This window comes from Vibrio sp. SCSIO 43136 (assembly GCF_023716565.1).
In the GTDB taxonomy this organism is placed as follows: Bacteria; Pseudomonadota; Gammaproteobacteria; order Enterobacterales; family Vibrionaceae; genus Vibrio.
In genome coordinates, this window is record NZ_CP071848.1 from 3001306 (window position 1) to 3014927 (window position 13622).

Annotated in this window: 11 protein-coding genes; 4 read left to right on the forward strand and 7 right to left on the reverse strand. The window is 49.0% G+C overall.

All coding sequences use genetic code 11. The features are described from left to right. The first annotated feature begins 5 nt into the window (after positions 1–5). Positions 6–692, forward strand: a complete 687-nt coding sequence (gene trmH, locus J4N39_RS14105; RefSeq protein WP_252020561.1) for a tRNA (guanosine(18)-2'-O)-methyltransferase TrmH — start codon at positions 6–8, stop codon at positions 690–692. Positions 693–838: 146 nt separating this feature from the next. Next, complete coding sequence (recG, locus tag J4N39_RS14110; protein WP_252020563.1) at positions 839–2929, forward strand: ATP-dependent DNA helicase RecG; 2091 nt, start codon at positions 839–841, stop codon at positions 2927–2929. A gap of 71 nt (positions 2930–3000) precedes the next feature. On the opposite strand, the gene envZ is transcribed toward recG, so the two are convergent. Both envZ and ompR read right to left on the reverse strand, forming a co-directional pair. Next, entirely contained in the window at positions 3001–4311 is a 1311-nt protein-coding gene (envZ, locus tag J4N39_RS14115; RefSeq protein ID WP_252020565.1) for a two-component system sensor histidine kinase EnvZ, read from the reverse strand. A 59-nt stretch (positions 4312–4370) separates the two neighbouring features. Beyond that, the gene (gene ompR / locus J4N39_RS14120) at positions 4371–5111 is read right to left on the reverse strand and encodes an osmolarity response regulator transcription factor OmpR (protein WP_286036819.1); all 741 of its coding nucleotides are present in this window, start codon (positions 5109–5111) and stop codon (positions 4371–4373) included. Between the two features lie 179 nt (positions 5112–5290). Here ompR and greB point away from each other — a divergent pair, with 179 nt between their 5' ends. Continuing rightward, positions 5291–5779, forward strand: a complete 489-nt coding sequence (greB, locus tag J4N39_RS14125) for a transcription elongation factor GreB (protein WP_252020567.1) — start codon at positions 5291–5293, stop codon at positions 5777–5779. Between the two features lie 58 nt (positions 5780–5837). On the opposite strand, the gene J4N39_RS14130 is transcribed toward greB, so the two are convergent. After that, a complete protein-coding gene (locus J4N39_RS14130; RefSeq protein ID WP_252020569.1) occupies positions 5838–7703 on the reverse strand; it encodes an ATP-dependent zinc protease family protein in 1866 nt (621 codons plus the stop codon). A gap of 232 nt (positions 7704–7935) precedes the next feature. Here J4N39_RS14130 and J4N39_RS14135 point away from each other — a divergent pair, with 232 nt between their 5' ends. Further along, positions 7936–10251: a Tex family protein gene (locus tag J4N39_RS14135; protein WP_252020570.1), complete on the forward strand. Its 2316-nt coding sequence runs from the start codon at positions 7936–7938 to the stop codon at positions 10249–10251. A 54-nt stretch (positions 10252–10305) separates the two neighbouring features. Here J4N39_RS14135 and J4N39_RS14140 read toward each other — a convergent pair whose 3' ends face one another. From J4N39_RS14140 to bioH, 4 genes are all read right to left on the reverse strand, one after another. After that, positions 10306–11403, reverse strand: coding sequence for a glycosyltransferase family 4 protein (locus J4N39_RS14140; RefSeq protein ID WP_252020571.1), 1098 nt, complete (start codon positions 11401–11403; stop codon positions 10306–10308). Positions 11404–11412: 9 nt separating this feature from the next. Further along, positions 11413–12120, reverse strand: coding sequence for a 3-deoxy-D-manno-octulosonic acid kinase (locus tag J4N39_RS14145; RefSeq protein ID WP_252020572.1), 708 nt, complete (start codon positions 12118–12120; stop codon positions 11413–11415). Positions 12121–12218: 98 nt separating this feature from the next. Continuing rightward, the gene (locus tag J4N39_RS14150; protein WP_252020573.1) at positions 12219–12677 is read right to left on the reverse strand and encodes an ATP-dependent Lon protease; all 459 of its coding nucleotides are present in this window, start codon (positions 12675–12677) and stop codon (positions 12219–12221) included. A 162-nt stretch (positions 12678–12839) separates the two neighbouring features. Beyond that, the gene (gene bioH, locus J4N39_RS14155; RefSeq protein ID WP_503063696.1) at positions 12840–13607 is read right to left on the reverse strand and encodes a pimeloyl-ACP methyl ester esterase BioH; all 768 of its coding nucleotides are present in this window, start codon (positions 13605–13607) and stop codon (positions 12840–12842) included. Positions 13608–13622: the final 15 nt, after the last annotated feature.

Sequence of the window (13622 nt, forward strand, 5' to 3'; positions counted from 1 at the left end):
AAACTATGAACCTAGAAAGATACAACCGCATCCAAACGGTACTTAAAGCACGCCAAGCCGACCTAACGCTTTGTCTTGAGGAAGTCCACAAACCAAATAATGTATCGGCGATTATCCGTAGCGCCGATGCTGCTGGTGTGCATAAAGTTCACGCCGTGTGGCCAGATGATAAAATGCGCATGCTCAGTCACACTTCAGCTGGCGCTCGCAACTGGGTAGAAGTCGATACTCACAAAGACATTGATAGCGCAGTCACCGAGCTAAAAAGCCAAGGCATGCAGATCCTTGCAACCAACTTATCCGACACTGCGGTCGATTTTCGCGATATTGACTACACCAAACCCACAGCTGTCATCTTAGGTGGGGAAAAACACGGTATTTCAAAGCACGCCTTGAGCCTCGCCGATCAAGATATCATCATTCCAATGGTCGGTATGGTGCAATCACTCAATGTCTCTGTGGCGAGTGCTTTGATCCTGTTTGAAGCCCAGCGACAGCGCCAAATCGCAGGCATGTATGAACGTGAAACTTCAGCGCTGCCAACGGAATACATCAACCGCATTTTGTTTGAACGCGGCCATCCTGTATTAGCCAAAGTTGCGAAGCGTAAAGGCTTGCCTTACCCACCTCTTGATGACGCTGGCCAGATCGTGGCGGAAGAGAGTTGGTGGACGGAGATGCAGAAGAAATAGACCTTAGGTAAAGGGCAAACGGTACTCGGCTAACGGAAAATGGCATCACCGTTTACCGTTAGCGAAGCGTCCGAATATCAACCATTTGCCGATCGCCCGACGTCCGATTACACTAGCTAAAGTCCGTTCTACCTTAAGGCTTTTTTATGTCCCAACTACTCTCAGCCATTCCATTGACCGAACTTACCGGAGTCGGGGCGAAAGTTGCGGAGAAGTTGGCCAAAGTCGGGCTTAACTCCGTTCAGGACCTACTCTTTCACCTGCCATCACGCTATGAAGACCGTACTCGGGTGTATCCTATGGTTAAGCTACATCCTGGGCTGTGGTGCGCTGTCAAAGGCAAGGTGATGGCGGTAGATACCACCTTTGGTCGTCGTAAGATGCTAACGGTGAAAATCAGTGATGGCAACGGCACCATTGCTCTGCGCTTTTTTAATTTCACCGCTGGCATGAAAAACAGCTTTGAGCCGGGTAAACCTGTGCACGCTTATGGGGAAATAAAACGAGGCGGACACGGACTTGAAATCATCCACCCTGATTACAAATTTTTTGATGATGGTCGCCAACAAGAGGTCGAGCCAAGCTTAACGCCTGTCTACCCGACGACTGATGGGCTAAGGCAACTTACCCTGCGTAATCTGACCGATCAAGCACTCGCCTTGCTTGATAAAGCCGCTGTACAAGAATTGCTGCCCGCTGGTCTCTACCCAAATCAGATGACGATGAATCAGGCTCTGCATATTATTCACCGTCCATCACCAGAGATTGATCTGGAAGCATTCGACGAAGGGCAGCACCCAGCTCAGCGTCGCCTGATCCTTGAAGAGTTACTTGCTCAGAACCTATCGATGCTGGCAGTGCGCAGCAATACTCAAAAAGACCATGCCGGCGCTCTACCTTATGGTGAAAAACTCAAATCACAATTGCTTGCTCAACTGCCATTCTCTCCAACCAATGCTCAGCAGAGAGTGGTCAAAGAGATCGAAGCTGACCTCGCCAAACCTCACCCGATGATGCGCTTAGTTCAAGGTGATGTGGGCTCTGGAAAAACGCTTGTTGCCGCCCTCGCTGCCGTTCAAGCACTGGAGCAAGGTCATCAAGTTGCCTTGATGGCACCGACTGAGTTACTTGCCGAGCAGCATGCCATTAACTTTGCCAACTGGTTCGAAAAGCTGTCTCTGGACGGAAAGCCAATCCCAGTAGGTTGGCTTGCTGGCAAATTAAAAGGCAAAGCACGAGACAAAGAGCTTGAGCGAATAAAATCTGGCGAAGCCAAAATGGTGGTTGGCACTCATGCCCTGTTCCAAGAGCAAGTAGAGTTTGACCACCTTGCACTGGTGATCATTGATGAGCAGCATCGCTTTGGTGTGCATCAGCGTTTAGAGCTGCGTGAAAAAGGCATTAAACAAGGCGCTTTCCCACATCAGCTGATCATGACAGCAACACCAATACCGCGCACTCTAGCGATGACAGCTTACGCTGATTTAGAAACCTCAGTCATCGATGAGCTGCCTCCGGGCAGAACCCCCATTCAGACGGTTGCGATCCCAGATACACGCCGTAAAGACGTGGTGGATAGAGTTCGCAGCGCCTGCCTAGATGGCAAGCAGGCATATTGGGTATGCACCCTAATCGATGAATCTGAGGTACTAGAAGCCCAAGCGGCGGCAGATACCGCTGAGGAACTCAAACTGCAGCTACCTGAGCTCAATATTGGCTTAGTGCATGGCCGAATGAAACCAGCCGAAAAGCAGCAGATCATGGCGCAGTTTAAAAACAATGAATTGCACCTACTGGTCGCGACCACCGTCATCGAAGTAGGTGTCGATGTACCAAACTCAAGTTTGATGATCATCGAAAACCCCGAACGGCTTGGCTTGGCTCAGCTGCACCAGCTTAGAGGCCGAGTTGGTCGAGGCTCGGTAGCGAGTCACTGCGTTTTACTCTATAAAGCACCATTATCTAAAACAGCTCAAAAGCGTTTAGGGGTGCTAAGAGAAAGTAACGACGGTTTCGTTATCGCCCAACGAGACCTAGAGATCCGTGGGCCAGGTGAACTACTGGGCACTAAACAGACTGGATTGGCTGACTTCAAAATCGCCGATTTGGTCCGAGACCAAAAACTAGTGCCTGAAGTGCAACGTATCGCTCGCCATATTCACGAGCAATATCCGCAAAACGCCAAAGCGATTATTGATCGCTGGTTGGGGGAGCGGGAGATGTATTCGAATGCGTGATCGGTAATCGGTAATCGGTAATCGGTAATCGGTAATCAGTAATCGGTAATCGAGAGCATTCGCAATAATACCTATCCCTTCAAGCGGCTATTCATTGGGAAGCTTAGTTGGGCTTTTAGGCCGCCTTCGCTGCGGTTGTTGACGGATATTAAACCGTTATGCTGACGTACGATGCGACGAACGATGGCAAGGCCTAGACCTGTACCTTCTGAACCTCTTGCTGTGTCTCCGCGAGTGAAAGGTTGGAACACTTTGTTCAGCTCGGAGCGCTCAATACCCGGGCCATTATCTTCGACACATACCCATGCCAGTTTATTATCAGCTGTGACGCCAGTGGTAACTTTTACCCAACCATTACCGTAGCGGATAGCGTTAACCACCAAGTTACTGATCGCACGTTTAATTGCGATGGCGTTACCCAGAACTGGGCGTTTATGGTTAAACAAGCTCTGCTCTATCTCTAGCTCGTAGCCCCCTTCGGCGACCGCAACATCTCTGGCAATATCGCTAAGCCACACCGCTTCAAAACTTTGTGCATCGACGGGTTTCAGGTAATCCATAAACTGGCTAATGATCTCATTACACTCTTCGGTATCACCTATGATGCCTTCAGCCAAGTACTGATCCTCTGGGGACATCATTTCAGTGGCTAAGCGGATACGAGTCAACGGTGTTCGCAGGTCATGGCTCACCCCAGCCATTAACAAGGTTCGATCCTCTTCAAGCTCCTGAATGCCTTTCGACATCTGATTAAACGCCTTGGCAACCGCTTGAATTTCCGTTGCACCTCGCTCTGGGATCTCTGGTGGGATCTCGCCTCGCCCTACGGTTTTCGCTGCACTTTCCAGCGCCATCAGAGGACGATTCTGAATTCGAATGAACACCCAACCGCCCAGAACTATCAATAGAGCGCCGATTAAGCTGTTTCTAAACAGCGGCATAAAGTCTTCCTGCTGCAACTCTGACAGTGGAATTCTGATCAGATAGTTAGGGAAGCCCTCAATTTTCATCCACAATACGTAGCTTTCTGCGCCTAGCGCCAACCAAACATCGGTCTTGGTCCCTAGAGCCTCGGTCATCTGCTCGCTCATCAGCTCAATTTCGGTCGCTTTGACCAGCTCTTGAGTGATCGGCTCATCAGGCAGATGTGCGCTCACCCCTAGCTGTTCTAAGAGACGTCTTCGAGCCAGCGCCGCTTCACCTTCCTTTGCACTGGTATCGTCCAACATGATGTTGATCTCATAGGCCAGAATGCGATTAAACTGCTGCAAGCTCGGTAGCAAAGCATAGTTAAACACGGCGTAATAAGAGAACACTTGGCTAGACAGCAGCAGAGTTAAGAAAAGGAAAATACTTTGGGTGCGAGAACTACGAAGGCGCATGACGGACCTATTGGGATTCGATACAGGAAAAAATGGCCCCCATTAGGGAGCCACTAGAATTATACTGCTTTACCGTCAGGAACAAAGACGTAGCCCAGTCCCCATACAGTTTGAATATAACGTGGACGGCTTGGGTCCTCTTCTAGCATTCGACGCAGACGAGAAATTTGCACATCGATAGAGCGCTCCATCGCCGAGTATTCACGGCCACGGGCCATGTTCATCAGCTTATCTCGCGACATCGGCTCACGGGCATTGGTCACTAGTGCTTTAAGCACCGCAAACTCACCTGAGGTCAAAGGCATTGGCTCTTCACCACGGAACATCTCACGCGTGCCTAGGTTCAAGCGAAACTCGCCAAACTCTACTTGAGACTCTTCTGAGCTTGGTGCTCCTGGCGCTTCAATAGTCTGACGGCGAAGTACCGCTCTGATACGAGCTAACAGCTCACGAGGGTTGAATGGTTTAGGGAGATAATCATCCGCCCCAACCTCAAGACCAACGATGCGGTCAATCTCATCACCTTTGGCGGTCAGCATCAAAATCGGCAGCATGTTATTTGCGTTACGTAGACGACGACAGATAGACAAGCCATCTTCACCAGGAAGCATCAAGTCTAGCACCATCAAATGGAACGTTTCGCGAGTCAACAGACGGTCCATCTGCTCACTGTTAGCAACACTGCGTACTTGGAATCCCTGCTCAGACAGATAACGCTCCAACAACGACCTAAGTCGTGCGTCATCATCAACCACTAATACTTTGTAGTTTTCTTGCATCTGTAATACCTGCTCAATCATAAAGCGAAGCTAAAATGTAACATTAGATGCCCATTCAACGGACAAATAATTGTTAGCGTTTATTAATTTATAGTCAGTTTGAAGCAATTTATGCCAACTATTTCACACAACTCGCCTCAACTTGTCACTAACAGCCAATTACTGCTATAACCAGCAAAAAGAAAAACGACCAAAAAACTATGAGAACCAACTACATCACCCGAGAAGGTTACAACCGCCTCAAAAAAGAACTCGATTTCCTATGGCGTGAAGACCGCCCAGAAGTCACCAAAAAAGTGACTTGGGCGGCGAGCCTTGGCGATCGCTCTGAAAATGCCGACTATCAATATAATAAGAAGCGCCTACGAGAGATTGACCGCCGAGTACGCTTCCTACGCAAGCGCCTCGAACAAGTCACTGTGGTCGATTACTCTCCGCAACAAGAAGGTAAGGTCTTCTTTGGTGCTTGGGTAGAAATTGAAAATGAAGATGGTGATGTGAAGAAATTTCGCATTGTCGGCCCAGATGAAATCTACGGAGGAGTCAAAGACTACATCTCGGTAGATTCACCAATGGCGCGCGCCTTGCTCAAGAAATCGGTGGACGATGAGTTTGTAGTGCGCACGCCAGAGGGGGAAAGAGAGTGGTTTGTGAATGTAATAGAATATGTAAAAGACGGCGAACGGTAAGCGGACGCTTCGCTTAACGGCCTACGGTGTGAGTGAAACCACTGTAGGCCGAGATTTTTTACTTGCTAGGTTTCTCACTCAATAGAAATTGTTCGTCGCTACTTACTAACACCCCATGACGTAAAAAATTCTTGCCTAGGATCATGCTGTAGCGAAAGCGGGAACGGTCTTTTAGGTTCACTTTGATCGTTTCTCTTACCTTGCCGACTCGTACTCTTAACTCAATCACTGGGCGAGAAAAGTTTTTTTCGCCTGCTTTGGCAGTGACACGAATTTCGTCAACGACTGGTTTGGTCATTTCGACTTTGTCACCTTCGTCATTGCGGTAGAGAAACTTAACCATCTCTACGCCATCTTGCTCAAAGCGTTCAATATTTTCCGCACTGATTGAGCTCATGTCAGCGCCTGTATCCAGTTTGACGGGGAAACTCAGGCCTTCCACTTCAGCTTGTTCGATATATCCAGCCTTGAAGACGGGCTGCGGATTCAGAAGGTCCAAAGCTCGAGTATTGATAGCTACACCATTGCGGCTAAAGCTACGCCCGATTTCAAATCTTGGGGTTTGAGGCTCATCTTGGTCAAGAAGGTCTAGCGCAAAAGAGCGCCATACTTTTTGCTCACCGTAACGAAACTCCCCTTCCACCACAGGGCGGCGATCATCACCAATTTTCAGTACTTGCTTAACAGGTTTAGTCACCTTGCGGTTGTCGAGCAGGTAGTGGACCTCATTTTTCTTTTCGTCGTACTGATATTCTGGCAATTTGAGTAGCGAGGTCTTGAGCAGCAGTGATGGCTCGGCTTGCAGTTTCACGTCGTCTAACATCAGGAACTCCTGCGGGGATACCATCAACGCTGGATTCTTCTCATGCCATTTGGAAAATGTTTGCGCACCTTTATTTAGACGATCCTTGCTGCCCATGTCGGTAATAAATAGCTCACTTTGGGTGCGTAGACCAAGGCGCAACTGACTGCTGCTTTTCGAGCGGTCATCGAGGTAAACCAGCACAGGAGCCGATTGTTTGTCACCAATGCTTAATGGCACGTAAACCAGAGGACGCTTGTTACCACTGAGCGAAAGCATACGCACCAGTGGTTGGCGCATCGCTTTGATTTGATCATCTTTGCCGATGAAATCAAAGCTCACCCAATCACCATCCACTTCAACATTTTTAGCATTGAGCACGCTGTAATTGCTGCTCTGAGATAAGCTGATATTAACCGCAATACCATCGACTTTGCTTTGCTCACTGCGACCAATCACTGTGGCATGACGCTGGCCTTGCAGATAATCGTATCCTGCCATCACCCATGCATAATCGCTCAATAGAGTTTTACCGATCAAGATTGGGGCGGTGAACTGACTACGGTTGGTCAGGTTGACGGGAGTTTTCACCTTATTACCCGCAATGGTCATCTCGATGTCCACCACAGGACGATAGATTGGCTCTTCACTGGTTCGACTGCGGATCACGCTCATTCTCGCCAGAGGTCGCTCTATTTTAACCTTCTCTCCAGTCACTGGGTTGCGCATGGTGAATTGCACCACACCACGAATATCGCGCGAAGGGGCAGTGTCATAAGGCATTCGCCATTCACTGCCTTCTTCAAATGCCCCCAAATCATCAACGATCTGCTTCATCAAAGGGACATCTGACATGCCCTTGTATTTCGGATGCGTACTGAATACGTGCACATCTTCCGCATGAATCGAGGTGGTATCTGCCCCAGTATCAACCTTGGCCGCAAATGGCACCTTGGCGAGCTCAGGAATGGCGGAGTAAAACACACTTTCAGTGCGGCCCAATACTAGTTTATCTTCAAACTCATACGCAGGGGCTGAGGTGGTAAAGTCAGTGCTCATCGCCGGAAGTGAACCGAATGAGCCTATTGCCAACGCAGCAATCGCCCAATAACAAGATTTCATAGTGATTCCTAAGGTTTTCATCCATTACCGATTGGAAGCCCAAGCTAAAAAATAGTTTCCAGCGCCGGGGCAATTTAACTTTGTCCTGACGCAAACAAGCAACTTGGGAAATATCTCTCTTATTCTAGCCTTTCTTTTCAAACATTTGTCACTCGGAAGGCGAATTCAATTGCAAATCGTGCGCCTTGTCCCCATGTTTAGACCATTGAAAATACAAAAGAGAACTCCACGGATGAGCCAAGCTATCTGTCAAACCATCGCCCGTGAACTGAACGTGCGCCAAGACCAAGTCAATGCGGCTGTTAATCTGATTGATGAAGGCAATACAGTGCCATTTATCGCTCGTTACCGAAAAGAGGTCACTGGCGGCCTAGACGATACCCAACTACGTACTTTAGACAGCCGTCTATCTTACTTACGCGAGTTAGATGACCGTCGCCAGACCATTCTCAAGTCAATCAAAGACCAAGAAAAGCTCACTCCAGAGCTCGAAAAAGCACTGTTGGATGCAGATAGCAAAACTCGTCTAGAAGATCTTTACTTGCCGTATAAGCCTAAGCGCCGCACCAAAGGTCAAATTGCGATTGAAGCGGGCCTTGAGCCCCTCGCCGATACCCTTTGGACACAACCGCAAACAGAACCAGAGACCGAAGCGAGCAAATACCTTGCTGAAGATAAAGGCATCACAGATACCAAAGCCGCTCTGGATGGAGCCCGTGCCATCGTGATGGAACGCATTGCCGAAGATGCCAACCTGCTTGAGAAAATTCGTATCTATCTGACCAAACATGCCGAGCTCAATGCTCGTGTCGTTACAGGCCAAGAACAAGCAGGTGAGAAATTTAAAGATTACTTTGAACACGATGAGCAGCTGAGTAAAGTGCCGTCTCACCGAGCGCTGGCAATGCTACGTGGTCGCAACGAAGGTTTCTTGCAACTGAGCATGAACGCCGACCCGAATCAAGAAGAGAGCATCCGTCAATCCTACTGCGAAACCATCATCGCTGAGCATTACGGCATCCACTTGAGTGAGGCTCCTGCCGATAACTGGCGCAAGCAAGTGATCAGTTGGGCATGGCGCATCAAGGTCTCCATGCATATGGAAACCGAGCTGATGTCGGCGGTTAAAGAGCGTGCTGAAATTGAAGCGATCGAAGTGTTTGCTACCAACCTTAAAGACCTATTGATGGCTGCACCTGCTGGCCCTCGTGCCACGCTTGGTCTTGATCCGGGTCTTCGTACAGGATGTAAGGTTGCCGTGGTCGATAGCACAGGTAAGGTACTAGCGACCGATACCATCTACCCGCACGCACCGCAGAAGCAATACGACAAAGCGGCTGACGTGATTGCTCGTCTTTGTAAAGCACATCAATTGGATCTGATTGCGATTGGTAACGGCACGGCTTCACGTGAAACCGATGCCTTTGCCGCTGACGTGATCAAGCGTGCTAACCTTAAATCACAGAAAATCATGGTGAGTGAAGCGGGTGCATCAGTGTACTCAGCATCCGAACTGGCTGCTAAAGAGTTCCCGAATCTCGACGTATCACTGCGTGGTGCAGTCTCTATCGCACGTCGCCTACAAGACCCTCTCGCAGAGCTGGTTAAGATTGATCCAAAGTCTATCGGTGTTGGCCAATACCAGCACGATGTCAGCCAGAGCCTACTGGCAAAACGTCTCGATGCAGTGGTAGAAGACTGTGTAAACGCCGTCGGTGTGGATGTGAATACTGCATCCCCAGCACTACTGACTCGTGTTGCGGGACTATCGGCAACCATCGCTCAAAACATTGTTGATTACCGTGATGAGAACGGTCGTTTCGAAGCTCGTACTACACTGAAAAAAGTCGCTCGTCTTGGCCCTAAGGCCTTTGAGCAGTGTGCTGGTTTCCTACGTATTATGGATGGTAAGAACCCGCTCGACGCTTCATCCGTTCACCCTGAAGCCTATCCAGTAGTGAAAACCATCGCCGAAAAGAACGGCAAAGACGTCAAAGCCATGATTGGTGATAGCGGCTTTTTGGCTAAGTTAAACGCTATCGATTACACCGATGAGAACTTTGGCCTGCCAACTGTAACTGACATCATCAAAGAGCTGGATAAACCGGGTCGCGACCCTCGCCCTGAATTTAAGACGGCGACCTTTGCTGATGGCGTTAACACTATGAACGACCTAGAGGTTGGTATGGTGCTAGAAGGCGTGGTTTCTAACGTGGCCAACTTCGGTGCGTTTGTTGATATCGGTGTTCACCAAGATGGTCTAGTGCATATCTCAGCACTGACTGACCGCTACGTTTCTGATCCACGTGAAGTGGTAAAAGCGGGTGATATCGTTAAAGTGAAGGTGATGGAAGTGGATGTGGCGCGTAAACGTATCGGCCTTTCTATGCGCCTAAACGATAAACCAGGTCAAGAAAGCCGTGGTGCCAAACCTCGCCAAGAGCGTAATCAAGGCCAGCGACCAACTCGCCGTAAAGATCCATCAAACAACAATGGCGCAATGGGCGGCGCATTTGCTGCAGCCTTTGCTAACGCCAAAAAGCGCTAATAAGTGCCACCCTAGAGCATTAAATACCAAGGGAGCCAAATGGCTCCCTTATTGTTATTGATACCACTGCTCAAGACGGTCAAGATGACCATCCAAACTAAAGTGTTCTAAGGCTCGCTCACGCAGTCGCTTTGCAACCACTTGATATTTATCATCGTCAAACAGCGCTAACACCTTCTCAGCCACTTGCTTTGCGTCTTGGTAATTCACCGTCAGTGCATCATCTTCCAGAATTTCAGGGTAAGCACCACTATTGGAGGCGACCACCGCTTTTTGCGCCATCATGGCTTCGATAAGTGTTAGCCCAAATGCTTCGTTCCAAGAAAGCATGCACACCACATCCATCGCCGCCAAAAGCTCAGGCACTCGAGACTGGAAGCCCGTGAAGTGCACTTGTGACTCCAGCCCAAGATCTTTCACCGTCTGTTTGAGTGTCGCTACATAGGCTTCATCTGAGCCTTGACTGGCAAGCAACCCACCAACAATTAATAGATGGCAATTTGGCTCAGCTTTCACCATATGCTCAAAAGCATGAATAGTTTCTAAAACACCTTTGCCTGAATCTAAACGCCCTAATGTACCGACCACTTTTGCATCGGCAGGGATAGCAAACTCTTGGCGAATGTCCGCTACCACTTGTGCATCGAGTACAGGCTCTATCACTTCAGTGCCCAACCAGTTGCGATGCACTCGCTCTATAGGCATGGGTAAATTCTTGATATTGCGAGCATAGGTAGCATCACTGATAGAAAACAGGCGGTCTAAGTGGGCATAAACCAATTTATGGTACAAATCTCGTTTTGAGCTATTACCGCCCATGTGTTCGGTAAAATAGCTGTAGCGCTTGGTCAGAAGATTTAACACCGCCGACAACAGCATGTCACCAGACTTATGGCTGTGAACTAAGGTGGCCTGATGTTTTTTCAGCCAAGCATTAATGCTCACCACACTACGCAGCGCTTCGCCTTTCGAAGCCACTTCATAGGTTTCAAGCCCAGCTTTTTTCATCCGCTGTGCGACTGGCGTGCCTGCCAAACAGATACCCAAGACTTTCCAGCCACGCGCTATTTGCGCTTGGCCAGTACGGATAGGATACATCTCAAGCCCGCCCCAGCCTTTGGATAAACAGATATGTACAATCGTTTTAGTCATAGTTGAGTTTTACTCTTGGTTGTAGCCGAGCATTAAGCTATCGAAGTCTTGCTCGCACCACTGGATCTGACGTTTGATACGCTCTTTATTAAACGAGCGTAATAGCCTGTCTAAATTGCCTTGTTGCCAATCTTGCCCTTGCTGTTGATAGCACTTATCGAAATCAATGATCCAGACTCGCCCCTGATCATCGAGCAAGATGTTGTGGATATTGAGATCGGTATGATTAACGCCTGCTTGGTGCAACGCTCGGATCTGCTCACCAATGGCTCGATAGGTTTCCCCATCAAGCGCCTTGTCACAAAGAATATCCACCAAATCTCTGGCATTTGGGATCTTCTCGGTCAGGATGTCGGCTTGATAGCAAAACACTCGTTTTACTGCTCTTGCAGCAATCGGTGTCGGCACATTTACCCCAGACTGACGCAGGTGAGCCAGCAAATGCAGCTCTTGATAACTGCGAGTATTCTCCCAGCCAGACCATAAGTAGTGATCCTTGACCAACTTACCAAACAGACCACCACGACGGTAATGACGCAAAGCCGCCTGAATCGTATCTAGCTGCACAAACCAAGTAGTGCCACGTCCGGTCGCACTACCGACGACCTTATGGCTCGCCTGCCAAAACTGTCCTTCAAAGTGCTGCGGGGTAATGGCATCAATGTAGTCGGGATTAAACCACAAGGTTTGATTGGCATGTTTGGTTGTTTGGAACATGGAAGTATCAGTGAATAAAGGGAATTGTTGGTAATTTTAGGGGGAAAGGGGAAAAGGGAAAAGGGAAAAGGGATCGCTTTGGGCGCAAAAGCTCGAAGTTAGGTAATCGCGATTACTTCGGACGGGTTGTGGGGGGCAACTGAGTGACCGTAGTGGTATTTAATGATGGTGCGGCGCTGGGCCATTTTGCCTGCACTTAGGGCGTCATCCAGTACTTTTTTAGGCAACTTAAAGCGAATGGTATAACCCAGCCCTTGAGTATGGCTGTAGGTGTTTAGTGCCAACAGCTGAAAAATGCGCTCAAGTGGGTCGGTCGCCAACTCCGAGGCTTCGGCCTCTTCTTCCACATCATATTCGGGGTGGTCAGCTGGGTTCCAAGCGCCACGCTTTCGGCGCTTTTCTTCGATAGTCGCCCGCTTTTCCGCAGCAGACTTGGTCAACTCAACCGTCTGTGGGATCGGCTCACGAACCTTGTTGTCGCGTGCCGCTTGTTCGGTTTGGATATTAACCGAAGGGGCGATCAAAGGAATGCTAGCATTGGTTGGGTTAACAATCATCGCACTCCTCCTCACATCTTACCTTTGGCTATTCTACCACCCTGCCCCAATGACAAACCTCGGGGCAGTTCAGAATTTCAGCCGATTAAACCGTTAAGTCATGCTTTCCAAATCTATCGATTGGTATCGCTGCTTGATTACTTTAACGGCAGCAGTGCGAAATTATTTATAGCCAAACTGAACAATTTTCACACAAAACTCTTCAAGCTCGGTCATAAATGGGGCATGCGAGGATTGGCTAAAGGTGTGCTGCTCACTTTGGTCATGCAGTTTATCCACATCACTCGCGACCTTGATTGGCACCAGCCCATCTAAGCGGCCATAAATACGCAGAAATGGCGCAGAGATCTCTTTAAGCTGCTGACGCAAATCAATATTGGCCAACATTTCCAAACCTCGAATTAGGGCTTGTTGGTTAGGTAACGGACGCGACAACACCGCTTGTTTCAGCTGTTTCACATCTTGACGAGCGGTCGGGCTGCCCATGGCTTGCAGCGCCATAAAACGCTCTACCGTCAGCTGGAAATCTTCCAGCAGTTGGTCGGTAAAATTACTCAGAACTTGTGGCTGAATACCTCGCCAAGGACGCTCAGCCGCAAACCTAGGTGAGCTTGCCACGGTAATTAACTTAGTCACACGCTCGCGATGGTGCAGTGCGATATGAGTTGCGACCAAACCACCAAGTGACCACCCTAACCAGATCGCTTTGTCAGGGGCTTGGCTTAATATCTGTTCACTCATTTGAGCAAGGTCAGCGCTTTCCACCTCATGGCTATGACCATAACCGGGCATATCAACACAGTGGACAGTAAAATGCTCGCTCAGCTTGTCAGCCACTTGGTGCCAGACTGCGCCATTCATTCCCCAGCCGTGTAGTAGCACTAGATCCTGTCCTTGACCTTGTGTTTGCCAATAAAGTGTTGTGCTCATTCCTTCTCCTGCCAC